Origin of the sequence: Streptomyces sp. G5(2025) (assembly GCF_049542075.1) — a bacterium.
Classification (GTDB): domain Bacteria; phylum Actinomycetota; class Actinomycetes; order Streptomycetales; family Streptomycetaceae; genus Streptomyces.
In genome coordinates this window covers 1,712,379-1,735,881 of sequence record NZ_JBMUZT010000006.1, presented here as the reverse complement: position 1 = coordinate 1,735,881, position 23,503 = coordinate 1,712,379, and the positions used below count along the sequence as shown (strand labels likewise).

The 23,503-nt window shown below is 71.0% G+C and carries 19 protein-coding genes; 14 read left to right on the top strand and 5 right to left on the bottom strand.

From position 1 onward, the window contains the following. Positions 1 to 75 precede the first annotated feature (75 nt). Positions 76 to 549 carry a type II 3-dehydroquinate dehydratase gene (aroQ, locus tag ACOBQB_RS18740; RefSeq protein WP_423593157.1) on the top strand — a complete coding sequence of 158 codons (474 nt, stop codon included), beginning with the start codon at positions 76 to 78 and terminating at the stop codon, positions 547 to 549. An 18-nt stretch (positions 550 to 567) separates the two neighbouring features. On the opposite strand, the gene ACOBQB_RS18735 is transcribed toward aroQ, so the two are convergent. Together ACOBQB_RS18735 and ACOBQB_RS18730 are read right to left on the bottom strand one after the other, a co-directional pair. Continuing rightward, positions 568 to 1,224 (bottom strand): MBL fold metallo-hydrolase, encoded by a 657-nt coding sequence (locus tag ACOBQB_RS18735; protein ID WP_423593155.1) that lies wholly within the window; start codon positions 1,222 to 1,224, stop codon positions 568 to 570. Positions 1,225 to 1,234: 10 nt separating this feature from the next. Then, positions 1,235 to 1,927, bottom strand: coding sequence for a maleylpyruvate isomerase family mycothiol-dependent enzyme (locus ACOBQB_RS18730; RefSeq protein ID WP_423593154.1), 693 nt, complete (start codon positions 1,925 to 1,927; stop codon positions 1,235 to 1,237). Between the two features lie 227 nt (positions 1,928 to 2,154). On the opposite strand from ACOBQB_RS18730, the gene uvrA reads away from it, so the two are divergent. Both uvrA and ACOBQB_RS18720 read left to right on the top strand, forming a co-directional pair. After that, positions 2,155 to 5,352, top strand: a complete 3,198-nt coding sequence (gene uvrA, locus ACOBQB_RS18725) for an excinuclease ABC subunit UvrA (protein WP_423593153.1) — start codon at positions 2,155 to 2,157, stop codon at positions 5,350 to 5,352. A gap of 151 nt (positions 5,353 to 5,503) precedes the next feature. Further along, positions 5,504 to 6,283, top strand: coding sequence for a crotonase/enoyl-CoA hydratase family protein (locus ACOBQB_RS18720; RefSeq protein WP_423593152.1), 780 nt, complete (start codon positions 5,504 to 5,506; stop codon positions 6,281 to 6,283). A 132-nt stretch (positions 6,284 to 6,415) separates the two neighbouring features. On the opposite strand, the gene ACOBQB_RS18715 is transcribed toward ACOBQB_RS18720, so the two are convergent. Together ACOBQB_RS18715 and ACOBQB_RS18710 are read right to left on the bottom strand one after the other, a co-directional pair. Further along, positions 6,416 to 6,643: an RNA recognition motif domain-containing protein gene (locus ACOBQB_RS18715; RefSeq protein WP_423593150.1), complete on the bottom strand. Its 228-nt coding sequence runs from the start codon at positions 6,641 to 6,643 to the stop codon at positions 6,416 to 6,418. 123 nt (positions 6,644 to 6,766) lie between these two features. Beyond that, positions 6,767 to 7,693, bottom strand: a complete 927-nt coding sequence (locus ACOBQB_RS18710; protein WP_423593149.1) for a carbohydrate kinase family protein — start codon at positions 7,691 to 7,693, stop codon at positions 6,767 to 6,769. A 198-nt stretch (positions 7,694 to 7,891) separates the two neighbouring features. On the opposite strand from ACOBQB_RS18710, the gene ACOBQB_RS18705 reads away from it, so the two are divergent. Next, positions 7,892 to 8,320: a Rieske (2Fe-2S) protein gene (locus tag ACOBQB_RS18705; protein WP_423593147.1), complete on the top strand. Its 429-nt coding sequence runs from the start codon at positions 7,892 to 7,894 to the stop codon at positions 8,318 to 8,320. A gap of 20 nt (positions 8,321 to 8,340) precedes the next feature. Here ACOBQB_RS18705 and ACOBQB_RS18700 read toward each other — a convergent pair whose 3' ends face one another. Beyond that, the gene (locus ACOBQB_RS18700) at positions 8,341 to 9,270 is read right to left on the bottom strand and encodes a hypothetical protein (protein ID WP_423593145.1); all 930 of its coding nucleotides are present in this window, start codon (positions 9,268 to 9,270) and stop codon (positions 8,341 to 8,343) included. Between the two features lie 461 nt (positions 9,271 to 9,731). Between ACOBQB_RS18700 and ACOBQB_RS18695 the strand changes: the two genes are divergently transcribed. From ACOBQB_RS18695 to tpiA, 10 genes are all read left to right on the top strand, one after another. After that, entirely contained in the window at positions 9,732 to 10,427 is a 696-nt protein-coding gene (locus ACOBQB_RS18695; RefSeq protein ID WP_423593144.1) for a papain-like cysteine protease family protein, read from the top strand. A gap of 5 nt (positions 10,428 to 10,432) precedes the next feature. Next, a complete protein-coding gene (locus ACOBQB_RS18690) occupies positions 10,433 to 11,335 on the top strand; it encodes a hypothetical protein (RefSeq protein WP_423598574.1) in 903 nt (300 codons plus the stop codon). Between the two features lie 104 nt (positions 11,336 to 11,439). Then, positions 11,440 to 14,034 carry an excinuclease ABC subunit UvrC gene (gene uvrC, locus ACOBQB_RS18685; RefSeq protein ID WP_423593143.1) on the top strand — a complete coding sequence of 865 codons (2,595 nt, stop codon included), beginning with the start codon at positions 11,440 to 11,442 and terminating at the stop codon, positions 14,032 to 14,034. Continuing rightward, positions 14,031 to 14,966, top strand: a complete 936-nt coding sequence (rapZ, locus tag ACOBQB_RS18680; RefSeq protein WP_127910305.1) for an RNase adapter RapZ — start codon at positions 14,031 to 14,033, stop codon at positions 14,964 to 14,966. The genes uvrC and rapZ overlap by 4 nt, the downstream gene beginning before the upstream one ends. Further along, a complete protein-coding gene (locus ACOBQB_RS18675) occupies positions 14,963 to 15,985 on the top strand; it encodes a gluconeogenesis factor YvcK family protein (RefSeq protein ID WP_423593142.1) in 1,023 nt (340 codons plus the stop codon). Before rapZ ends, ACOBQB_RS18675 begins: the two co-directional genes overlap by 4 nt. Further along, positions 15,976 to 16,965, top strand: coding sequence for a DNA-binding protein WhiA (gene whiA / locus ACOBQB_RS18670; protein WP_423593140.1), 990 nt, complete (start codon positions 15,976 to 15,978; stop codon positions 16,963 to 16,965). Before ACOBQB_RS18675 ends, whiA begins: the two co-directional genes overlap by 10 nt. 191 nt (positions 16,966 to 17,156) lie before the next feature. After that, positions 17,157 to 20,117: a M14 family zinc carboxypeptidase gene (locus ACOBQB_RS18665; protein ID WP_423593138.1), complete on the top strand. Its 2,961-nt coding sequence runs from the start codon at positions 17,157 to 17,159 to the stop codon at positions 20,115 to 20,117. Between the two features lie 190 nt (positions 20,118 to 20,307). Further along, a complete protein-coding gene (gene gap, locus ACOBQB_RS18660; protein WP_423593136.1) occupies positions 20,308 to 21,318 on the top strand; it encodes a type I glyceraldehyde-3-phosphate dehydrogenase in 1,011 nt (336 codons plus the stop codon). Positions 21,319 to 21,418: 100 nt separating this feature from the next. After that, positions 21,419 to 22,630, top strand: a complete 1,212-nt coding sequence (locus ACOBQB_RS18655) for a phosphoglycerate kinase (protein ID WP_423593134.1) — start codon at positions 21,419 to 21,421, stop codon at positions 22,628 to 22,630. A gap of 6 nt (positions 22,631 to 22,636) precedes the next feature. Continuing rightward, on the top strand, positions 22,637 to 23,413 hold the full coding sequence (tpiA, locus tag ACOBQB_RS18650; protein ID WP_423593133.1) for a triose-phosphate isomerase: 777 nt from the start codon (positions 22,637 to 22,639) through the stop codon (positions 23,411 to 23,413). Positions 23,414 to 23,503 lie beyond the last annotated feature (90 nt).

Below are 23,503 nucleotides of genomic sequence, written 5' to 3'. Positions count from 1 at the left end.
GCGGGCAGCGTAGGGCCGTATTCCCTGGAGACACACCCGAGTTCCCGCGCGCGGGAGGCGTGATAGACCTCGTCCATGACCCTCAGTACCCGTGGCCTCGCCACCGCCCCGATCATGATCCTGAACGGCCCGAACCTGAACCTTCTCGGGCAGCGCCAGCCCGAGATCTACGGCTCGGACACCCTCGCCGACGTCGAGGCGCTGTGCGCGAAGGCGGCGGCCGCGCACGGCGGCACGGTGGACCTGCGACAGAGCAACCACGAGGGCGAGTTGGTCGACTGGATCCACGAGGCGCGCGAGCACCACGCGGGCATCGTCATCAACCCGGCGGCCTATTCGCACACGTCCGTCGCGATCCTGGACGCGCTCAACACCTGCGACGGCCTGCCGGTGGTGGAGGTGCACATCTCCAACATCCACCAACGCGAGGCGTTCCGGCACCACAGCTACGTCTCGCAGCGCGCCGACGGTGTCATCGCGGGGTGCGGCGTCCAGGGGTACGTCTTCGCGGTGGAGCGGGTGGCGACGCTGGCGGCCGCCGGGGAGTGACGCCGCCCCTGCCCGGACTCACCAGCCCCGGGCGCGCCACTCCGGAAGGTGCGGCCGCTCGGCGCCCAGCGTCGTGTCGTTGCCGTGGCCGGGGTAGACCCACGTCTCGTCCGGGAGCGCCCCGAAGATCTTCGTCTCCACGTCGTCCATGAGGCTCGCGAAGGCGTTCGGGTCCTTCCATGTGTTGCCGACGCCGCCCGGGAAGAGGCAGTCGCCGGTGAAGACGTGCGGGTGGCCGTGCGGGTCGTCGTAGACGAGCGCGATCGACCCCGGCGTGTGGCCCACCAGGTGGCGGGCGGTGAGCTCGACCCGGCCGACGCGGAGGGTGTCGCCGTCGTCCATCGGCACGTCGGTCGGCACGGGGATGCCCTCGACGTCCTCGCGGCCCGCGTACGTCCGCGCGCGGGTCGCCGCGACGACGGCTTCGAGCGCCTGCCAGTGGTCGCCGTGCTGGTGCGTGGTGACGACGGACGCGATGCCGTCGTCACCGATCAGCGTCAGCAGTGTCTCGGCGTCGTTCGCCGCGTCGATCAGCAGCTGCTCGCCGGTGGTCCGGCACCGCAACAGGTAGGCGTTGTTGTCCATCGGTCCGACCGCGACCTTGGAGATCATCAGATCCGGCAGCTCGTGCACATCCGCGGGCCCGCCGACCTTCACCGCTCCGCTGTACGTCATGTGCGTCAGCCTATAGCGGGGGAAGGGCCGGGAGCAGGCCTCCCTCGGTCTTCAACGCGGCACCGTCACGGCGGCCGGCGAGCCAGCCGACCACCTCGGGCGCGGGCCCCGAGACGGTGACGGTGCCATCGTCGGGGGCGCCCTGCCGACCGGTGCTCCACGCGTGCGTGCCGTCCGTGATCCGCGTGGGCGGCACCTCCGGGTTCCCCGAGAAGCGTGCGGCAAGGAAGGCGATCTCCCGCTGCACGAACTCCTCCGGCAGGTCCTCCAGCTCGTACCCGATGCCGAGGTCGACGTGGTGCAGCTCGACCTCGACCCATCGCCGGAACGGCACCCGCGACGCGGAGTCCATGACGCCGTTGCGGAGCTCCACCGTGCGGGACCAGTCCGCGGGCTTCGCCGCCTCGTCCTGGAAGCGGGCGGCGCTCTCCCGTACGTCCGCCAGCTGCTCGGCGAGCGCGCGCGGGGCGTCCCGCTCGATGTCGGCGTCCCGCACCTTCGCGTCGGCGTACATGGGGCGGCCGGTGAGGACGTTCACCAGGGCATCCGCGTTCCGGGCGAGGTGGGCGAGGACATGGCCGCGGGTCCAGCCCCGGAGCCGTGACGGCTCGGCGGTCGAATCGTTGTTCAGTTCTCCGGCTGCGGCGAGCAGCCGTTCGGTCGCGTCACGTACAGACGCCAGGTCGCGCACATGATCAATCATGGGCCCGACGATAGCTGCGTCACACGTCCGGGTGAAGGAGTCCAGGTCACCCCGTAAATCGAATGTGCGTGCTATATGGTCGAGGACGGCATCGGGCATTCTTGACGGTCCGGATGTGTTCCTCAGGTGAACCAGGGAACCAGCCCGGCGTTGTCAGTGGCTCGCCCTAGTCTGTGAAAGACGGGGTTTCGTCCCTGTCACTTCTCTCTAGAAAGGTGCGGACCGGCGTGGCCGACCGTCTCATCGTCCGTGGCGCGCGCGAGCACAATCTTAAGAACGTCTCGCTCGACCTCCCGCGTGACTCCCTCATCGTGTTCACCGGACTCTCCGGGTCGGGCAAGTCCTCGCTCGCGTTCGACACGATCTTCGCCGAGGGCCAGCGGCGGTACGTCGAGTCGCTGTCCTCGTACGCCCGGCAGTTCCTCGGCCAGATGGACAAGCCCGACGTCGACTTCATCGAGGGCCTCTCCCCGGCGGTCTCCATCGACCAGAAGTCGACCTCGCGCAACCCGCGCTCGACGGTCGGCACCATCACCGAGGTCTACGACTACCTGCGCCTGCTCTTCGCGCGCATCGGCAAGCCGCACTGTCCCGAGTGCGGCCGCCCCATCACCCGGCAGTCGCCGCAGGCCATCGTCGACAAGGTCCTGGAGCTGCCCGAGGGCAGCCGCTTCCAGGTCCTGTCGCCGCTGGTGCGCGAGCGCAAGGGCGAGTTCGTCGACCTCTTCGCCGACCTTCAGACCAAGGGGTACTCCCGCGCGCGGGTCGACGGCCAGACGATCCAGCTCTCCGAGCCGCCGACGCTCAAGAAGCAGGAGAAGCACACCATCGAGGTGGTCGTCGACCGCCTCACGGTGAAGGACTCCGCCAAGCGCCGCCTGACCGACTCGGTGGAGACCGCACTCGGCCTCTCCGGAGGCATGGTCGTGCTCGACTTCGTCGACCTCCCCGAGGACGACCCCGAGCGCGAGCGCATGTACTCGGAGCACCTCTACTGCCCGTACGACGACCTGTCCTTCGAGGAGCTGGAGCCCCGCTCCTTCTCCTTCAACTCGCCCTTCGGCGCCTGCCCCGACTGCACGGGCATCGGTACGCGCATGGAGGTCGACCCCGAGCTGATCGTCCCGGACGAGGACAAGTCGCTCGACGAGGGCGCCATCCACCCCTGGTCGCACGGCCACACCAAGGACTATTTCGCCCGCCTGGTGAACGCGCTCTCCGACGCCCTCGGCTTCGCCACCGACATGCCCTGGGCAGGCCTCCCGCAGCGCGCCAAGAAGGCCCTGCTGTACGGCCACAAGACGCAGATCGAGGTCCGCTACCGCAACCGCTACGGCCGCGAGCGGGTCTACACCACCGCCTTCGAAGGCGCCGTGCCCTTCGTCAAGCGCCGCCACAGCGAGGCCGAGAGCGACGCCAGCCGCGAGCGCTTCGAGGGCTACATGCGCGAGGTGCCCTGCCCCACCTGCGAGGGCACGCGCCTCAAGCCGATCGTCCTGGCCGTCACGGTCATGGGCAAGTCCATCGCCGAGGTCTCCGCGATGTCCATCAGCGACTGCGCGGACTTCCTCGCCGAGCTGAGGCTGGGCGCCCGCGACAAGAAGATCGCCGAGCGGGTCCTCAAGGAGGTCAATGAGCGGCTGCGCTTCCTGGTCGACGTCGGCCTGGACTACCTCTCGCTGAACCGCGCCGCGGGCACCCTCTCCGGAGGCGAGGCCCAGCGCATCCGTCTGGCCACCCAGATCGGCTCCGGCCTCGTCGGCGTGCTCTACGTCCTGGACGAGCCGTCCATCGGTCTCCACCAGCGCGACAACCACCGGCTCATCGAGACCCTCGTACGCCTGCGCGACATGGGCAACACGCTCATCGTCGTCGAGCACGACGAGGACACGATCAAGGTCGCCGACTGGGTCGTCGACATCGGTCCGGGCGCGGGCGAGCACGGCGGCAAGGTCGTGCACAGCGGCTCCATGAAGGAGCTGCTGGCCAACGACAAGTCGGTCACCGGCCAGTACCTCTCGGGCAAGAAGTCCATCCCGGTGCCGGACGTGCGCCGCCCCGCCGACCCGGCGCGGCAGCTCACGGTGCACGGCGCCCGGGAGAACAACCTCCAGGACATCGACGTCTCCTTCCCGCTCGGCGTCCTCACGGCCGTCACGGGTGTCTCGGGCTCCGGCAAGTCGACGCTCGTGAACGACATCCTCTACACGCACCTGGCCAGGGAGCTGAACGGCGCCCGCTCCGTCCCCGGCCGCCACACGCGCGTGGAGGGCGACGACCTCGTCGACAAGGTCGTGCACGTCGACCAGTCGCCCATCGGCCGCACCCCCCGGTCGAACCCGGCGACGTACACGGGTGTCTTCGACCACGTCCGCAAGCTCTTCGCGGAGACCACGGAGGCGAAGGTGCGGGGCTACCTCCCCGGGCGCTTCTCCTTCAACGTCAAGGGCGGTCGCTGCGAGAACTGCTCCGGTGACGGCACCATCAAGATCGAGATGAACTTCCTTCCGGACGTGTACGTCCCGTGCGAGGTCTGCCACGGCGCGCGCTACAACCGCGAGACGCTGGACGTGCACTACAAGGGCAAGTCCATCGCCGAGGTCCTCGACATGCCGATCGAGGAGGCGCTCGGCTTCTTCGAGGCCGTGCCCGCCATCGCCCGCCACCTGAGGACGCTCAACGACGTCGGCCTCGGGTACGTGCGCCTCGGCCAGTCCGCGCCCACGCTCTCCGGAGGTGAGGCTCAGCGCGTGAAGCTGGCCTCCGAACTCCAGAAGCGCTCCACGGGCCGGACCGTGTACGTCCTGGACGAGCCGACCACCGGTCTGCACTTCGAGGACATCAGCAAGCTGATCACGGTCCTCTCCGGCCTGGTCGACAAGGGCAACACGGTCATCGTCATCGAGCACAACCTCGACGTCATCAAGACCGCGGACTGGGTCGTCGACATGGGCCCCGAGGGGGGCAACGGCGGCGGCCTGGTCGTGGCCGAGGGCACGCCGGAGGAGGTCGCCGGGGTACCGACGAGCCACACCGGCAAGTTCCTGCGGGAGATCATCTCGGCCGACCGGATCAGCGAGGCGCTGCCCTCGCAGGGGCGCAAGCCGGCCAAGAAGGCCGCGGCGAAGAAGGCCGCCAAGAGGGCGGTGGCGGCGAGTGCCACGGCCACGAAGAAGACGGCCACGGTGCGGACGGGCACGGCCGCCGGCAAGGCGGGGTCGTCGACGGCCAAGACGGCCGCCGCCAAGACGACTGCCGCCACCACGAAGAAGACGGCCACCACGAAGAAGACGGCCACCACGAAGAAGACGGCCGCCGCCAAGACGACTGCCGCCACCACGAAGAAGACGGCCGCCGCCACGAAGGACACGGCCTCGCCCAAGAAGGCCACCGCGAAGAAGACGGTGCGGGCCCGCAAGGCCTGACCTGCCCGCGGACTCCATCCGTGGCCGGACAGTACGTGCCCCGCGCCCTGCGCTTCGAAGCGCCCTGCCCCTCACCGGAGGCGGGGCGCTTCCCCGTAGGAGAGGGGGCCATGCCCTTGTCGGGCGCCCCTGCCCGTGGTCGGCTGGCCCCATGCCCGTACGCACTGAACGCACTGGCCCCGTCACCACCGTCGTACTGTCCCGCCCCGCCGCGCGGAACGCCGTCGACGGGCCCACCGCCCGCGCCCTCGCCGACGCCTTCCGCGCCTTCGACGCCGACCCCGAGGCGTCCGTCGCCGTGCTGTGGGGCGAGGGCGGTACCTTCTGCGCGGGCGCGGACCTCAAGGCCATCGGCACCCCCGACGCCAACGACGTGACGGAAGTCGGGGCCGACGACGGCCCCATGGGCCCCACCCGCATGCGCCTGTCGAAGCCGGTGATCGCGGCGATCTCCGGTCACGCCGTCGCGGGCGGCCTCGAACTCGCCCTCTGGTGCGACCTGCGGGTCGCCGAAGAGGGCGCCGTCCTCGGCGTCTTCTGTCGCCGCTGGGGCGTGCCGCTCATCGACGGCGGGACGGTGCGGCTGCCCCGGCTGATCGGCGAGAGCCGCGCCATGGACCTGGTTCTGACGGGCCGCCCGGTAAACGCGGCGGAGGCGTTCGGCATGGGCCTGGTCAACCGCTTGGTGCCGCCGGGCGCCTCGCGCGCCGCGGCCGAGCGGCTGGCCGCCGAGATCGCCGCGTTCCCGCAGACCTGCCTGCGGGAGGACCGGCTCTCCCTCCTGGAACAGGGCGGCCTGCCCGAACGGGAGGCGATGGCGGGCGAGCTGCGGCACGGACTGCGTTCCCTGACCGAGGTGAGCGAGGCGGCCGACGGGGCGGCCCGGTTCGCTGCGGGGGCGGGACGGCACGGGGCGTTCCCGGACGGCTGAGGGGCAACCGCATGCCGGCTGGAACCCTCACGACCTCATGCGCACACCCACGGCACGCCCGCTCGTCACCGCCGGTAACGTGGGGCTCCGCGGTTTCCGCGGTCTCCCTGTCCCTGAGGCGCCGAAGTTCCTTCACTGATGCGCAGTTGCCTGCCCCCGTACGCAATGACGCCTTTCTGCACGGCGGCCTTCGCTCCGGCCGGTCGGCGAAGGTGACGATGCAGAAGCCCCGGCTTCTCCCGGTCTCCTTGTTCGTGGGGCCGCGCACTCGATGACCTCCCCGAACTGCGAGAACAGCTCCGCGAGCGAATCCTCCGAAGCGGCCCACGGCAGACCGCTCACGAACACCTTGTTTCCCATGGCGAGTCACCTCCACAGGTGGTCCCGGATCCGCGATCCTTCAGAGGCGCCACCCGGCGTACAACGGCGTCGCGGCTTTTCCACCTGAACGAGTTTCCCGCTACCTGGAGGAGTGAGCCGGGCTCAAGGCCGCCCGAGTTCCGCCCCGTACGGAGGCTCCGCCCCCGCCCGTGAGCAGGTGATCGCCGCCGCGCGTGCCGCGAAGCGGAGGACGGCCGTCCAGTCCTCCTCGTCCAGGGCGGCCAACGCCTCCGCCGAGAGCGCGTTCCGTGCCGCGAGGCCGTGCAGGAGGGCCGCGTTGACGGTGTCGCCCGCGCCGATCGTGTCCACCACGTCGACCGGTTCGCCGAGCACGCGCAGCTCCGTACCGCCCCGGGTGTGGAGGGTGAGGCCGTCGCCGCCGTGTGTGACCACCACCGCCGAGGGGCCGGCCGCCAGCCACTCCCGCGGGGTGCCGCCCAGCCAGTCGGCGTCCTCCCGCGAGAGCTTGAGCAGTGAGACCGACGGAAGCCAGCTCTTGAACCGCGCGCGGTAGGCGTCGGCGTCGGGGATCAGCACCGCCCGTACGTTGGGGTCGAGCGCCGTGAACACCCCGCGTTCGGCCGCCCGGCGCAGCAGTTCCTCGTACGCGCTCGCACCCGGCTCCAGGACGAGCGAGCAGGTGCCGAACGACATGGCCCGCACCCCCTCGGGCAGGTGTTCGGGGGCGCTGAAGAGCCGGTCGGCCGTGCCCTCGACGTAGAACGAGTACCCGGCCGAGCCGTCCGCGCCGATCGTGGCCACGGCGAGCGTCGTCGGCTCGGGGCCCCGCTGGACGTACGAGACGTCGACACCGGCCGCCCGCAACCCGCCGAGCAGCGCCTCGCCGAACGCGTCCCGCGAGACGCGCGAGCAGAAGGCGACGGGGGAGCCGAGACGGCCGAGCGCGACGGCGGTGTTGTACGGGCCCCCACCGAGGCGCGGCGCGAGTGCCGGCAGCCCGGCAGCGGCGCCCTGGCCCGCCTCCTGGGGCACGAGGTCGATCAGGGCCTCTCCTGCGACGACTATCACGGCGGCTCCTCTCCGGCGCTGCTTCGGCTCGGCTCGGCGCGGGCCGCGCGGGCCCGGCGTCCCGCACAGGCTAGGCCGTGCGGGCCCCTCCGCAGGGCAGCGGGCACCACTCGGGCACCCCCGCGCCGCACCCGGGCCGAGCGCGCGGCGCCGGTATCGTCGGACCTGTCACCGACGCCCCTGACCTGTGGAGACACCATGCCCGGCACGCCCCCCGCCCGCCGCACCGTGCTGCGGGCCGCCGCCCTCGCCCCGGCCGTCGGGCTCGGGCTCACCGCCTGCTCCTCGGGCTCGGGCGACGGGGGATCGAACCGGTCGGCGCCGACCGCGCCGGTGGCGCTCGGGAAGTCCGACGACGTGAAGGTGGGCGCCTCGAAGCTGTACACGGACCACAACGTGGTCGTCAGCCGGATCTCCGACGACGACTACACGGCGTACAGCACGATCTGCACCCACGCCCGCTGCCCGATCAAGAAGCTGGAGGGTCGCAAGCTGATCTGCCAGTGCCACGGCAGTCAGTTCGACGCCACCAACGGCAAGGTGCTGAAGGAGCCGGCCGTCAATCCGCTGCCCGAGCTCCCGGTGAAGGTGGAGAACGGCAAGATCATCGCGGGCCCGGAGGCTTGACCGGACCTACTGGCCGGTCCTCACTCCCAGTCCCACGCGATCCCCAGCAGCCCCGCCCGCACCTGCGGCTCCACCAGGTGCACCGAGCGGTGGCTGCCGCTCAGCGTCAGCTCCTGGCGCCCGCCGCGCGGACCCGTGGCCGACTGCTGGGCGAAGCGGTGGCAGCGTACGGGCAGGGCCTGGCCGTCGAAGCGGATCTGGAGCGCGTACTGGCCGCCCGCGTAGGTGAAGCCGCGCACGTACTCGGTGGCCGTGCCCGCCGTGCCGTCCTCGAAGCCGTACGCGAACAGATGCGTGTCGCCCGCCCGCAGCCGCGTGTCGAAGAGCAGCTCCGCGACCAGGACGCCTGCCGCCTCATGCCACCGCACGCGTCCCGTCCGGCAGTTCTCCAGGGCACGCACTCGCACTCGGTCGGGGGCGCAGCCGGGATCACCGTGGTAGATGGCGACGTAGCGGTCCACGCCGTCCCGGTGGGCGCGCACGGCGTGCTGCGACTCCCGGCCCACCAGCTCACGCCGCGCGCCGATCCGCACCCGCTCGTGGTGGCCGATGGTGTGCAGCCCGCCGTCGACCGGGGAGCCCAGCTCGACGAGGAGCGCGCGCAGCACGTCGGAGGCCTCGACCAGAGAGCGGTACGAACGGGCGGCCGGTCGTTCGGTGTCGCCGCGCCCGGCCGGGTGGGCCAGGAGCCGGATCAGCGACTCCTCGGGCAGCTGAAGGATCTCCTCCAGGGCGCGTACGGCGCGCAGCGACTCGGCACGTTGGGGGCGCCGGGCGCCCTGTTGCCAGTAACTCAGGCTGGTCACGCCGACGTTGACGCCGTACTGGGCGAGATGGTGCCGCACCCGCTGGAGCGGCAGCCGCCGGGTGGCGATCGCGGTGCGCAGCGCGAGGTGGAAGGGGCCGGTGCGCAGGGCGGCCGCCAGGTCCGCCGAGTTCGCCGAACCCATCGGACTCGTCGAGTCCGCCGAGCCCATGGGACCCACCGACCCGGCCGACCCCGCAGGACCCGTCGAACCCGCTGACCCGGTTGGCCCGGCAGAACCCGCAGAAGCCGTCGCACCCGCCGACCCGGCCGACCTCGCAGAGCCAACAGAAGCCGCCGAGTCCGCCGGGTGTCCGCCCGCCGTCCGTGCCGCGGCCACCGTGGGCACGCCTTCCGCGAACCGTGTGCCGTTCCGCATGCGGACCCCTCCTGTGAACGTTCACTCCAGCCGCCCCGGCGTTCGCGCCGGTCGGAGCGGGTCGCCAGGTGGGCGTACGGCGCCTGTTCACTTCCGTACGCCCGCCGTTCACGGCCCAGGTAATTCCGCATTGAAGCGTGTTGACCTGCACTCGACAACACTCGATGCTCAATCGCAGCGTCCGGACGCGCTCCTCCACACCCCACACCCCGCTCGGGAGGACCGCGATGCGCCCCACGATCAGCAGGAACAGAGGTACAGGCAGACGTAGCCGCCTGTGCGCGCTCGCCGTCGCCGCGGCAGCGCTCCTCGCCGTACCGACGGCCACGGCCACGGCCACAGCGGCCCCCGCACCCGCCCCCGCACCCGTCACCACCACCGCGCCCATCGCCCGCACGGCGAACGGCGCGGCGAGCGGCACGGCCGCTGACCCGTCCCTGCTCGCGGCCAGGCGCCTGAACATCACGATGCAGGCGCAGCAGAAGACCAACTGGTGCTGGGCGGCCGGCGGTAACACCATCGCGGCCTTCATGGGCCGCAACTACAGCCAGAACCAGTTCTGCAACGCCGCCTTCGGGCGCAACCAGAACACCGAGTGCCCCAACAACCAGGCCACCCTCGGCAATGTCCAGAACGGCCTGCGCTGGGCGGGCATCAACCCCGGTTCGTACGTCACCGGCTGGCTCCGCTACCCCACGGTGAAGACGGAGATCGACGCCGGGCGCCCGGTGGAGACCCGCATCCAGTGGTCCAACGGCGGCGGCCACATGCACGTCCTGTACGGCTACGACGACGCCAACAGCTGGGTGTACTGGGGCGACCCGTGGCCCTCAAGCGACCGTTACAACTGGGCCTCGCACGCCTGGTACGTCGACAACAACACCTTCTCCTGGACCCACTCGCTCTACCGGATCGGGGCGTGAGCGCGATGACCCGTCACCTTCCCCGCCGTCCTCTGGCCAGGGCCGCGCTCGCCGGTTCGGCCATCACGCTGTCGCTGGGTCTGGCGGTCCCTGCCGCCTCCGCCGACTCCACCGACTCGGGCCCCGCGGCCCCCACGGCAGCCTCGCGCGCCGCCGCGCACAAGGCTGCGGAGGCGCCGAAGACCCTCGACACGCTCTCCCGCTTCTTCGCCCGGGAGGGAGCGGTCAGCAAGGCCGCCGCGGACCCGAGCATCGAGGGCAAGGCCGTGCCCGTGTACTACCTCTCCCCGGAGTTCGTCGCGGGCAAGAAGGGCGCGCCGGTCGCCCGCCTGGAGTTCCTCGCCAGCAAGGCCGTCTCCTCCGACGGCCAGAAGGCCTCCCTCTGGACCGTCGAGCGGGCAGGGGCATGGCAGGTGGTGAACATCGCCACAGGGGACGACGAGACGCGCTACGCGCGCGTGGGCGCCAAGAAGCTGCCCGGCGGCACCGTCTTCCACGAGCCGCAGATCAACGCGTGGTACGTGCAGGGCCACGCGCGCGTGCTGCCCCTGGACAAGGACGCGGTCCGTGCGGTGGGCGCCGAAGGGACCTCGCTCGCCGCCTACCGCAAGCGCGTCCAGAAGGCGTACGCCGACAAGCTGCCGGACTCCGCGTACGAGAAGTCGGGCAAGGCGGGCGGGTACGACGCCCCGAGGTCCGGGCAGGCAGCCGGGCAGGCGTCCGGCCAGAGCCAAGGGCAAGCCTCCGTGCAGGCTTCCGCCCAGGCTTCCGCCCAGGGGCAAGGCCAAGGGCAGGACCAGGGCCCCGTCACCGTCGCCTCCTCGCTGGCCGGCGCGGGCGCCCTGGCCGCTCTCGGCCTGTCCGGGACGCTGCTGGTGAGGCGCCGCCGGGCCCGGCACCAGGGTTGATCGGGAGGAACGGCGGCCGGCACCCCGGCCGCCGTTTCCGTACGTCATCCCGGCGGGACGGCGGCCGACCCTGACTGTCAGTCCACGCCAGTAGGCTGTCCGACATGGCCGACCCTTCCAGCTACCGCCCCAAGCCGGGACAGATCCCCGACGCCCCGGGGGTCTACAAATTCCGCGACGAGCACCGCCGGGTGATTTACGTCGGGAAGGCCAAAAGCCTGCGCCAGCGCCTGGCCAGCTACTTCCAGGACCTGGCCAATCTCCACCCCCGCACCCGCTCCATGGTGACGACCGCCGCCTCCGTCGAGTGGACGGTGGTGAACAACGAGGTCGAGGCGCTCCAGCTGGAGTACTCCTGGATCAAGGAGTTCGACCCCCGGTTCAACGTCAAGTACCGCGACGACAAGAGCTATCCCTACCTCGCGGTGACGATGAACGAGAAGTTCCCGCGCGTGCAGGTGATGCGCGGCCACAAGAAGAAGGGTGTGCGCTACTTCGGGCCGTACGGCCACGCGTGGGCGATCCGCGACACCGTCGACCTGCTCCTGCGCGCCTTCCCGGTGCGCACCTGCTCCGCGGGCGTGTTCAAGAACGCCACCCGCACCGGCCGCCCCTGCCTGCTGGGCTACATCGGCAAGTGCTCGGCGCCCTGTGTGGAGCGTGTCACCCCCGAGGACCACCGCGAACTCGCCGAGGACTTCTGCGAGTTCATGGCGGGCCGCACGGGGACGTACATCCGCCGCCTGGAACGCCAGATGGCGGACGCGGCCGAGGAGATGGAGTACGAGCGCGCGGCGCGCCTGCGCGACGACATCGATGCCCTCAGGAAGGCGATGGAGAAGAGTGCCGTCGTCCTTGCCGACGCCACGGACGCGGACCTGATCGCCCTGGCCGAGGACGAGCTGGAGGCGGCCGTCCAGATCTTCCACGTCCGGGGCGGACGCGTGCGCGGCCAGCGCGGCTGGGTCACCGACAAGGTCGAGGCGGTCACCAGCGGCGACCTCGTCGAACACGCCCTCCAGCAGCTGTACGGCGAGGAGAGCGGCGACGCCGTGCCCAAGGAGGTGCTCGTCCCCGCCCTGCCCGACCCCCTGGAGCCGGTCCAGGAGTGGCTGACGGAGCGCCGCGGGGCGAACGTCTCGCTGCGCATCCCGCAGCGCGGCGACAAGAAGGCCCTCATGGAGACCGTCGCGCGCAACGCCCAGCAGTCCCTGGTCCTGCACAAGACCAAGCGCGCCTCCGACCTGACCACCCGCTCCCGCGCCCTGGAGGAGATCGCCGCCGCCCTGGAGCTGGACAGCGCCCCCCTGCGCATCGAGTGCTACGACGTCTCGCACCTCCAGGGCGACGACGTCGTGGCGTCGATGGTCGTCTTCGAGGACGGCCTCGCCCGCAAGAGCGAGTACCGCCGCTTCCAGATCAAAGGCTTCGAGGGCCAGGACGACGTCCGCTCCATGCACGAGGTGATCACGCGCCGCTTCAAGCGCTACATCTCCGACAAGGAGAAGACGGGGGAGTGGTCCGAGGAGGGGGCGGCCGGAGCTGAGACCGGTGAGGCGAACGGCGAGGTGCCCGCGAGCGGTCTGACCGAGGAGGACGGCCGGCCCAAGCGGTTCGCCTACCCACCCCAGCTCGTCGTCGTCGACGGCGGCCAGCCGCAGGTCGCAGCCGCCCAGCGGGCCCTGGACGAGCTGGGCATCGACGACATCGCGGTCTGCGGCCTGGCCAAGCGCCTGGAAGAGGTCTGGGTCCCCGGCGAGGACGACCCGGTCATCCTGCCGCGCACCAGCGAGGGGCTCTACCTCCTCCAGCGCGTACGGGACGAGGCCCACCGTTTCGCGATCACCTACCAGCGCGCCAAGCGTGCCAAGCGCTTCAAGGCGGGGCCGCTGGACGACGTGCCGGGCCTCGGTGACGCCCGCAAGCGGACGCTGATCAAACACTTCGGTTCGGTGAAACGGCTGCGATCCGCGACAATCGACCAGATCTGCGAGGTGCCCGGCATAGGCCGCAAGACGGCCGAGGCCATCGTGGCGGCCCTCGCCGGAGCGGTGCCCGCGGGCCCCGCCGTGAACATGGCGACCGGAGAGATCCTGGAAGACGAGGACCCCACGGCGGGCGCCTCCGGCAGCGAGGCCGAGGGGCCCGCCTCAGCGGGCAGCTCTGGCAGTGAGGCCGAGGAGTCCGTGATGGTGGGGTTCCCCGGCAGCGAGGACGAGGAGCCCGCCTCCGTGGGTGCCTCCGGCAGTGAGGCCGAGGGGCCCGCCTCCGTGGGTGCCTCCGGTAGTGAGGCCGAGGGGCCCGCCTCCGTGGGTGCCTCCGGTAGTGCGCGCGAGGGGCCCGCCTCAGCGGGCAGCTCTGGCAGTGAGGCCGAGGAGCCCGTGATGGTGGGGTTCCCCGGCAGCGAGGACGAGGAGCCCGCCTCCGTGGGCGCCTCCGGTAGTGAGGCCGAGGGGCCCGCCACCGTCGGTGCCTCCGGTAGTGAGGCCGAGGGGCCCGCCTCTGTGGGTGCCTCCGGTAGTGAGGCCGAGGGGCCCGCCTCTGTGGGTGCCTCCGGTAGTGCAGGCGAGGGGCCCGCCTCCGTGGGTGCCTCCCGCAGCGAAGGCGAGGAGCCCGTGACCGCGGGTTCCTCCGGTAGTGCAGGCGAGGAGCCCGTGACCGCGGGCGCCTCAGAGGAGCGACGGGGGCAGGAGACATGAGCGAGCACGACGAAGGTGGAGAGCAAGTGAGTGCGGGCACGCCGATCGAGACGCCAGGAGTCCCCGAAGCGGCGATCCCCGAGCTGGTGATCATCTCCGGCATGTCGGGCGCCGGACGCAGTACGGCGGCCAAGTGCCTGGAGGACCTCGGCTGGTTCGTGGTCGACAACCTGCCGCCCGCGCTGATCCCCACCATGGTGGAGCTCGGCGCCCGCTCGCAGGGCAACGTCGCCCGCATCGCGGTCGTCGTCGACGTACGCGGCCGGCGTTTCTTCGACAACCTCCGCGAGTCCCTCGCCGAGCTGGAGTCCAAGAACGTCACGCGGCGCATCGTCTTCCTGGAGTCCTCCGACGAGGCCCTGGTCCGCCGCTTCGAGTCGGTGCGCCGCCCGCACCCGCTCCAGGGCGACGGCCGCATCGTCGACGGCATCGCGGCCGAGCGCGACCTGCTGCGCGAGCTGCGCGGCGACGCCGACCTGGTCATCGACACCTCCAGCCTGAACGTCCACGAGCTGCGCGCCAAGATGGACGCCCAGTTCGCGGGCGAGGAGGAGCCCGAGCTGCGGGCCACCGTCATGTCCTTCGGCTTCAAGTACGGCCTGCCGGTCGACGCCGACCTCGTCGTGGACATGCGCTTCCTGCCCAACCCGCACTGGGTCCCGGAGCTGCGCCAGTACACCGGCCTCAACGAAGAGGTGGCCGCGTACGTCTTCAACCAGCCCGGCGCCAAGGAGTTCCTCGACCGCTACGCCGAGCTGCTCCAGCTCATCGCCGCGGGCTACCGCCGCGAAGGCAAGCGGTACGTGACGATCGCGGTCGGCTGCACGGGCGGCAAGCACCGCTCCGTGGCCATGTCGGAGAAGCTCGCGGCGCGCCTGGCGTCCGAGGGCGTGGAGACCGTCCTCGTCCACCGGGACATGGGGCGCGAGTGAAGCCGAGCCGCCGGACCGTCCGCCTGAGCCGGCTGGGCCGCAAGCGGGGCGCCCAGCCGAAGGTGGTCGCGCTCGGCGGAGGCATGGGCCTGTCCGCCTCGCTCGCCGCGCTGCGCCGCATCACCGGCGCCGGTGACCTCACCGCCGTCGTCACCGTCGCCGACGACGGCGGCTCCAGCGGCCGGCTCCGCGACGAGCTGGGCGTACTGCCGCCCGGCGACCTGCGCAAGGCGCTCGCCGCGCTCTGCGGCGACGACGACTGGGGCCAGACCTGGGCCCGCGTCATCCAGCACCGCTTCCAGTCCCGCGGCGACCTGCACGAGCACGCGGTCGGCAACCTGCTGATCGTCGCCCTGTGGGAGCAGCTCGGCGACCACGTCCAGGCCCTTGACCTGGTCGGCCGGCTGCTCGGCGCCCAGGGCCGCGTGCTGCCCATGTCAGCCGTGCCGCTGGAGCTCCAGGCCCTGGTCAAGGGCCACGACCCGGGCCGCCCCGACGACGTGGACACCGTCCGCGGCCAGGCCACGGTGGCCCTCACCCCGGGCGAGGTCCAGTCCGTGCACGTCGTCCCGCACGACCCGCCGGCCGTCCCCGAGGCGGTCGCCGCCGTCCTCGACGCGGACTGGGTGGTGCTCGGCCCGGGCTCCTGGTTCTCCTCGGTGATCCCGCACCTGCTGGTCCCCGAACTGCTCGACGCGCTCACCGAGACGAAGGCCCGCAAAATCCTTTCGCTCAACCTCGCGCCGCAACCGGGAGAAACCGATGGCTTCTCTCCGCAGCGTCATTTGGAGGTTTTGGCCCGACACGCCCCTAAACTCGCCCTGGACGTGGTGCTGGCCGACGAGGCCGCCGTGCCCGACCGTGCGTCACTGACCGATGCCGCGAAGCGGCTCGGTGCCACGGTCGAGCTGGCGCCGGTGGCCCGGCCCGACGGAACTCCGAGGCACGATCCGGAGCTCCTGGCAGCCGCGTACGACCGTATTTTTCGGATGCATGGAAGGATCGGCCCATGGCGATGACGGCAGCGGTGAAGGACGAGATCTCCCGGCTCCCCGTCACCCGGACCTGCTGCAGGAAGGCAGAGGTCTCGGCGATCCTGCGGTTCGCGGGCGGCCTTCACCTGGTGAGCGGCCGCATCGTGATCGAAGCGGAGCTGGACACCGCGATGGCGGCACGCCGCCTGAAGCGGGACATCCTGGAGATCTTCGGGCACAGCTCGGAGCTGATCGTGATGGCCCCCGGCGGGTTGCGGCGCGGCTCGCGTTACGTCGTTCGGGTGGTCGCGGGCGGCGATCAGCTCGCCCGCCAGACGGGCCTGGTGGACGGCCGCGGCCGCCCCATCCGCGGTCTTCCGCCGCAGGTGGTCTCGGGGGCCACCTGCGACGCCGAGGCCGCCTGGCGCGGCGCGTTCCTCGCGCACGGCTCGCTCACCGAGCCGGGCCGCTCGTCCTCCCTGGAGGTCACCTGCCCCGGGCCGGAGGCCGCGCTCGCCCTGGTCGGCGCCGCGCGCAGACTCCAGATCGCGGGCAAGGCGCGCGAGGTGCGGGGCGTGGACCGGGTCGTCGTACGCGACGGGGACGCGATCGGCGCCCTGCTCACCCGCCTCGGGGCGCACGAGTCGGTGCTCGCCTGGGAGGAGCGGCGGATGCGGCGCGAGGTGCGCGCCACCGCCAACCGCCTGGCCAACTTCGACGACGCGAACCTGCGCCGCTCCGCCCGCGCGGCCGTCGCCGCGGGCGCCCGCGTGCAGCGCGCCCTGGAGATCCTCGGCGACGAGGTCCCCGAGCACCTCGCGGCGGCCGGACGGCTGCGCATGGAGCACAAGCAGGCCTCCCTGGAGGAGCTGGGCGCCCTCGCCGACCCGCCGCTGACCAAGGACGCCGTCGCGGGCCGCATCCGCCGGCTGCTCGCCATGGCCGACAAGCGGGCCCAGGACCTCGGCATCCCCGGGACGGAGTCCACCCTGGCCGAGGAGCTCGCCGACAACATGGCGGTCTGACCTCCCGTACGTCCCGAAAGCCTCTCCGGTATCTCTCCCCGTGCGTCTCGAAAGCCGCCGGCGCCCCGCAGGGCACCGGCGGCTTTCCCGTGCGCGCCCACCCCGCCTTCACCCGGTGTATTGACATGATCATGCACTGTCACGAGCCTGGCCTCCGGCACATCTGTGCCGGACCACCGCAAGGGGGGCTCATGAGACGAAGAGCGAACGCGAGATCGATCCTCGCCGCGAGCGCACTGCTCATCGGCGGCCTGGCCGCCGCACCGCACGCTCAGGCGAGCGGACCCGCGAAGGCCCCGGCCGCCGACGACCCGGCGGCCGTGCACGTCTACCGGGCCGACGTCACCGAGGAACAGATACCGGTCCTGGTCAGGGCGGGCCAGGACGCCCATGAGCTCGCGGGCCAGGCCCCCGAGCGCGGCACCGGCCCGGTCGAGCTGTATCTGACCGAGGGCCAGGCCAAGGCCATCGAGCGCCAGGGCATCGAACTGCGCGAGCACAAGATCTCCAAGGCGGCGCAGCAGAAGGTCCGGGCCGCGGGGGACGGGGTCTACCGGCCCTACAGCGGCAAGGGCGGCCTCAAGGAAGAGATCGTCAGGACCGGGCAGGCCCACCCAGGCCTCACCAAGGTCGTCTCCATCGGCAAGACCGTCCAGGGCAAGGACATCCTCGCCCTGAAGCTCTCCAAGAACGCCAAGAAGTCCAAGGACGGTTCCAAGCCCGCCACGCTCTACCTGTCCAACCAGCACGCACGCGAGTGGATCACCCCCGAGATGACCCGCCGCCTGATGCACCACTACCTGGACAACTACGGCAAGGACAAGCGCATCACCAAGCTCGTGAACTCCACCGAGCTGTGGTTCGTGCTCTCCGCCAACCCCGACGGCTATGACTTCACGCACGCCGCCGACGGCGAGCGCCAGTGGCGCAAGAACCTCCGCGACATCAACGGCGACGGCCGGACCGCCCCCGGCGACGGCGTCGACCTCAACCGCAACTTCGCCTACAAGTGGGGCTACGACAACGAAGGCTCGTCCCCTGACGCGTCCTCCGAGACCTACCGCGGCACCGGACCGATGTCCGAGCCGGAGACCAAGGCCCTCGACCGCTTCCAGAAGCGCATCGGCTTCGAGTACGGCATCAACTACCACTCCGCGGCCGAGCTGATCCTGTACGGAGTGGGCTGGCAGGTCGCCACGCCCACCCCCGACGACGTGCTCTACAAGGCGCTCGCCGGCACCCCTGAGAAGCCCGCGGTCGCCGGCTACCACCCGCAGGTCTCCTCCGAGCTCTACACCACCAACGGCGAGGCCGACGGCCACGCGGGCAACATCAACGGCATCGCGATGTTCACCCCGGAGATGTCCACCTGCCAGACCGCCTCGAACGTCGACCCGGACGATGCCTGGAAGCCGCAGGACTGCGCGTCGATCTTCACCTTCCCCGACGACGAGAAGCTGATCCAGCAGGAGTTCGCCAAGAACGTCCCCTTCGCGCTCGCCGTCGCCGAGACCGCCCTCCACCCCGACAAGCCTGTCTCCGTCACCGGCATCGAGGCCCCCGACTTCACGCCGGACACCTTCCCCACCTCGTACGCGCGCGGGGGCGACCAGGAAGTCGCTGTCACCGCCCGCAAGTCGGTGCGCGACAAGGAGCTCAACTACCGGATCAACGGCGGCCGTACGCATGATGAGGACCTCAGGGCCTGGAAGGGCGGCGAGACCTACGGCGGCGAGGACAACCTCCACTTCGACCAGTACCGCGCCGAGGTCGAGGACGCGCGCGTGGGCGACAAGGTCGAGGTGTGGTTCACCGGCCGCACCAAGAAGGGCCGTACCCACAGCGAGCACTTCACGTACACCGTCGCCGAACGGCCGAAGGCGAGCACGCTCGTCGTCGCCGAAGAAGGCGCAACGGCCGCCCAGACCCAGAAGTACGTCGACGCGCTGAAGGCCAACAAACGCTCCGCCGCCGTCTGGGACGTGGCCGAGCAGGGCGTCCCGCACCCGCTCGGCGTCCTGTCGCACTTCTCCGCCGTCGCGCACCACACCGGCGACGCCGTCCCCGGCGCGCCCACCCAGCTCGCCCTGCGCGCCTACCTCAACGAGGGCGGCAAACTCATCGAGTCCGGCGAGCGGACCGGCGGCGACGTCGATTTGGGGGAGGCCCTCACCGACGACTTCGCGCAGTACTACCTCGGGGCGTACGAACGGCTCCCCGCATCCGGCGCCAAGGCCTTCGAGGGCAGCGGCGCGCTCAAGGGAGTGAAGACGCCGCTCGGCGACGCCGACGCCAACCCGCTCGACAAGGCCGGCCGCTTCACCGTCACCTCCGACAACCTGCCCGCCCAGCAGTTCCCGCGGTTCAAGAGCGCCGCCGCGGGCTCCTACCCCGGCATCACCAACCCGTACGCCCCCTTCGCGGGCCAGGGCATGGCATCCGCCTCCCACGCCGACCGGGACTACAAGCGGCTCACCCGCACCCTCGATCTGACGGGCGTCCCGGCCGCCGACAAACCGGAGCTGCGGCTCGCGCTCAACTGGAGCCTGGAGTCCGGCTACGACCACGGGCTGCTCGAAGCCCACACCCCGGGCGCCGACGACTGGACGACGCTGCCCGACAAGAACGGCAACAGCCGGGCAACCGTGCCCGCCGAGTGCGCGGCCGGGTTCCTCCTCAACGGCCACCCCTTCCTGCGCCACTACCTGACCCAAGGGGCGGGCGGCTGCACGGCCACCGGCACCAGCGGATCCTGGAACAGCTTCACGGGCTCCTCCGGCGGCTGGCAGCCCGTCGCCTTCGACCTGAGCGCCTACGCGGGCAAGAAGGTCGAGGTCTCCCTCAGCTCGGTCACCGACCCCTCCAGTGGCGGGCGCGGCCTCTTCGCCGACCACGCCCAGCTGGTCGTCGGCGGCGACGCCAAGGAGACCGAGGGGTTCGAGACCTCGCTCGGCTCGTGGGCCGTCGGCGCACCCCCGGCCGGGAGCCCCACTATCACAGGCGACTGGGCGCGGACCGGGGAGCTCCACCGACCCCATGCGGCGGTCACAGCGCGTGACAGTGTGCTCCTCGGCTTCGGCTTCGAGCACCTCCCCGGAAAGGCCGAAAGAGCCGCTCTTATGGGCGCCTCCCTGGCACATCTGCGCAGCTGACGCTGCGTAATCGGGACCAAGGTCCCGGGGGTCCGTACCCCTACTCCGGGGTACGGGCCTTTTGTGCCGCTTGCGGCCCCTCTCGATGTCACCTCAGGGCCTTCAGAGAGGTAGGGTCGGAGGCGGTCGGGGACATCCCATACAACTCGCCGGCGTCTAAAACCGGCGTACCAACGAGGAGATCGGTTTCGTGACGATCCGCGTAGGCATCAACGGCTTTGGCCGCATCGGTCGCAACTACTTCCGCGCGCTGCTGGAGCAGGGTGCGGACATCGAAGTCGTGGCTGTCAACGACCTGGGTGACACCGCGACCACCGCGCACCTGCTCAAGTACGACACCATCCTGGGCCGCCTCAAGGCCGAGGTGTCGCACACCGAGGACACCATCACCGTCGACGGCCACACCATCAAGGTGCTGTCCGAGCGCAACCCCGCCGACATCCCGTGGGGCGAGCTCGGCGTCGACATCGTGATCGAGTCCACGGGCATCTTCACGAAGAAGGCCGACGCCGAGAAGCACATCGCCGGCGGCGCCAAGAAGGTCCTCATCTCGGCTCCGGCCAAGGACGAGGACATCACCATCGTGATGGGCGTCAACCAGGACAAGTACGACGCGGCCAACCACCACGTCATCTCCAACGCCTCCTGCACCACCAACTGTGTGGCGCCGATGGCCAAGGTCCTCGACGAGAACTTCGGCATCGTCAAGGGCCTGATGACCACGGTCCACGCGTACACCAACGACCAGCGCATCCTGGACTTCCCGCACAGCGACCTGCGCCGCGCCCGCGCCGCCGCCGAGAACATCATCCCGACCACGACGGGCGCCGCCAAGGCCACCGCCCTGGTCCTGCCGCAGCTCAAGGGCAAGCTCGACGGCATCGCGATGCGCGTCCCGGTCCCGACCGGTTCGGCCACCGACCTGGTCGTCGAGGTCTCCCGCGAGGTCACCAAGGACGAGGTCAACGCCGCGTTCAAGAAGGCCGCCGACGACGGCGACCTGAAGGGCTACCTCTTCTACACCGAGGACCCGATCGTGTCCTCGGACATCGTCAGCGACCCGGCGTCCTGCACCTTCGACTCGTCCATGACGATGGTCCAGGACGGCAAGTCGGTGAAGATCCTCGGCTGGTACGACAACGAGTGGGGCTACTCCAACCGCCTGGTCGACCTCACGGCCTTCGTCGGCGGTCAGCTCTAATATCCAGAGCAGGCATCTCGATGTGAGCACAGGGTCTGTCCCGCGCACCGCCGCGCCGGACGGACCCTGTTGCGTGCCAGCCCTCCCAAGGAGTCCAGTAGTGAAGACGATCGACGCACTTCTCGCCGAAGGGGTCAACGGCAAGCGGGTGTTCGTCCGCGCCGACCTCAACGTGCCGCTCGCCGACGGCACCATCACCGACGACGGCCGCATCCGCGCCGTCCTGCCGACGGTCAAGGCCCTCGCCGAAGCGGGCGCCAAGGTCGTCGTGGCCTCGCACCTGGGCCGCCCCAAGGGCGCCCCGGACCCGGCCTTCTCGCTGCGCCCCGCCGCCGAGCGGCTCGGGGAACTCCTCGGCGCGCCCGTCGCGTTCGCCGAGGACACCGTGGGTCCCGCCGCCCGCGACGCGGTGGACGGCCTCCAGCCCGGCCAGGTCGCCGTCATCGAGAACCTCCGCTTCAACGCGGGCGAGACGAGCAAGGACGACACCGAGCGCGGCGACTTCGCCGAGCGGCTTGCCGCCCTCGCCGAGGTGTACGTGGGCGACGGCTTCGGCGCCGTGCACCGCAAGCACGCCTCCGTGTACGACCTCCCGGCCAAGCTGCCCCACTACGCCGGCCACCTCATCGCCACCGAGGTCGGCGTCCTGAAGAAGCTCACCGACGACGTCAAGCGGCCCTACGCCGTCGTCCTCGGCGGCGCCAAGGTCTCCGACAAGCTCGGCGTGATCGACCACCTCCTGGAGAAGGCCGACCGCATCCTCATCGGCGGCGGCATGGCGTACACCTTCCTCAAGGCGCTCGGCCACGAGGTCGGCATCTCCCTCCTCCAGGAGGACCAGATCCCGGCGGTCAAGGAGTACATGGAGCGCGCCAAGGCGAAGGGCGTCGAGTTCGTCCTCCCTGTCGACGTGCTGGTCTCGCCGGACTTCCCGGACCTGAAGACCAAGGCCCCGGCCAACCCCACCACGGTCGCCGCCGACGCCATCCCGGCCGACCAGGAGGGCCTCGACATCGGCCCCGAGACCCGTAAGCTCTACGCCTCGAAGCTCGCCGACGCGGCCACCGTCTTCTGGAACGGTCCGATGGGCGTCTTCGAGCACCCCGACTACGCCGAGGGCACCAAGGCGGTCGCCCAGGCGCTCCTCGACACCTCGGCCTTCACGGTCGTCGGCGGTGGCGACAGCGCCGCCGCCGTGCGGACCCTGGGCTTCGACGAGAACGCATTCGGCCACATTTCCACCGGCGGCGGCGCCTCCCTCGAATACCTTGAGGGCAAGACGCTCCCCGGCCTCGCGGCACTGGAGAACTGACACCTGATGAGTACGCGCACCCCGCTGATGGCGGGCAACTGGAAGATGAACCTCAACCACCTGGAGGCCATCGCCCACGTCCAGAAGCTCGCCTTCGCCCTGGCGGACAAGGACTACGAGGCCTGCGAGGTCGCCGTCCTGCCGCCCTTCACCGATCTGCGCTCCGTGCAGACCCTGGTCGACGGCGACAAGCTCAAGATCAAGTACGGCGCCCAGGACATCTCGGCGCAGGACTCCGGTGCCTACACCGGCGAGATCTCGGGCTCGATGCTGGCCAAGCTGAAGTGCACCTACGTCGCCGTGGGCCACTCCGAGCGCCGCCAGTACCACAACGAGACCGACCAGATCTGCAACGCCAAGGTGAAGGCCGCCTACAAGCACGGCCTGACCCCGATCCTCTGCGTCGGCGAGGGCCTGGACATCCGCAAGGCGGGCCAGCAGGTCCAGTACACGCTGAACCAGGTCGACGGCGGCCTCAAGGACATCCCGGCCGAGCAGGCCGAGTCCATCGTGATCGCCTACGAGCCCGTCTGGGCGATCGGCACCGGCGAGGTCGCGACCCCGGAGGACGCGCAGGAGGTCTGCGGCGCGATTCGCGGCCGCCTCGCCGAGCTGTACTCCCAGGAGCTCGCCGACAAGGTGCGTATCCAGTACGGCGGCTCGGTGAAGTCCGGGAACGTCGCCGCGATCATGGCCCAGCCGGACGTCGACGGCGCCCTGGTGGGCGGCGCCGCGCTCGACGCGGACGAGTTCGTCAAGATCGTGCGCTTCCGCGACCAGTGAGTATGCGCTAGCGGCGGTCCAGCCGCGGAAGGGTACTCTTGCGGGGGCCGGGGGCTGCGTGCTTCCGGCCCCCGCCGTCGATTCAGATCC

What these genes read in the sequence shown, in the direction of transcription:
- aroQ (WP_423593157.1), top strand. Translation starts at nt 76, where the DNA reads ATGACCCTCAGTACCCGTGGCCTCGCCACCGCCCCGATCATGATCCTG.
- ACOBQB_RS18735 (WP_423593155.1), bottom strand. Translation starts at nt 1,224, where the DNA reads ATGACGTACAGCGGAGCGGTGAAGGTCGGCGGGCCCGCGGATGTGCAC.
- ACOBQB_RS18730 (WP_423593154.1), bottom strand. Translation starts at nt 1,927, where the DNA reads ATGATTGATCATGTGCGCGACCTGGCGTCTGTACGTGACGCGACCGAA.
- ACOBQB_RS18720 (WP_423593152.1), top strand. Translation starts at nt 5,504, where the DNA reads ATGCCCGTACGCACTGAACGCACTGGCCCCGTCACCACCGTCGTACTG.
- ACOBQB_RS18715 (WP_423593150.1), bottom strand. Translation starts at nt 6,643, where the DNA reads ATGGGAAACAAGGTGTTCGTGAGCGGTCTGCCGTGGGCCGCTTCGGAG.
- ACOBQB_RS18705 (WP_423593147.1), top strand. Translation starts at nt 7,892, where the DNA reads ATGCCCGGCACGCCCCCCGCCCGCCGCACCGTGCTGCGGGCCGCCGCC.
- ACOBQB_RS18700 (WP_423593145.1), bottom strand. Translation starts at nt 9,270, where the DNA reads ATGGGTTCGGCGAACTCGGCGGACCTGGCGGCCGCCCTGCGCACCGGC.
- ACOBQB_RS18695 (WP_423593144.1), top strand. Translation starts at nt 9,732, where the DNA reads ATGCGCCCCACGATCAGCAGGAACAGAGGTACAGGCAGACGTAGCCGC.
- ACOBQB_RS18690 (WP_423598574.1), top strand. Translation starts at nt 10,433, where the DNA reads ATGACCCGTCACCTTCCCCGCCGTCCTCTGGCCAGGGCCGCGCTCGCC.
- uvrC (WP_423593143.1), top strand. Translation starts at nt 11,440, where the DNA reads ATGGCCGACCCTTCCAGCTACCGCCCCAAGCCGGGACAGATCCCCGAC.
- rapZ (WP_127910305.1), top strand. Translation starts at nt 14,031, where the DNA reads ATGAGCGAGCACGACGAAGGTGGAGAGCAAGTGAGTGCGGGCACGCCG.
- whiA (WP_423593140.1), top strand. Translation starts at nt 15,976, where the DNA reads ATGGCGATGACGGCAGCGGTGAAGGACGAGATCTCCCGGCTCCCCGTC.
- ACOBQB_RS18665 (WP_423593138.1), top strand. Translation starts at nt 17,157, where the DNA reads ATGAGACGAAGAGCGAACGCGAGATCGATCCTCGCCGCGAGCGCACTG.
- tpiA (WP_423593133.1), top strand. Translation starts at nt 22,637, where the DNA reads ATGAGTACGCGCACCCCGCTGATGGCGGGCAACTGGAAGATGAACCTC.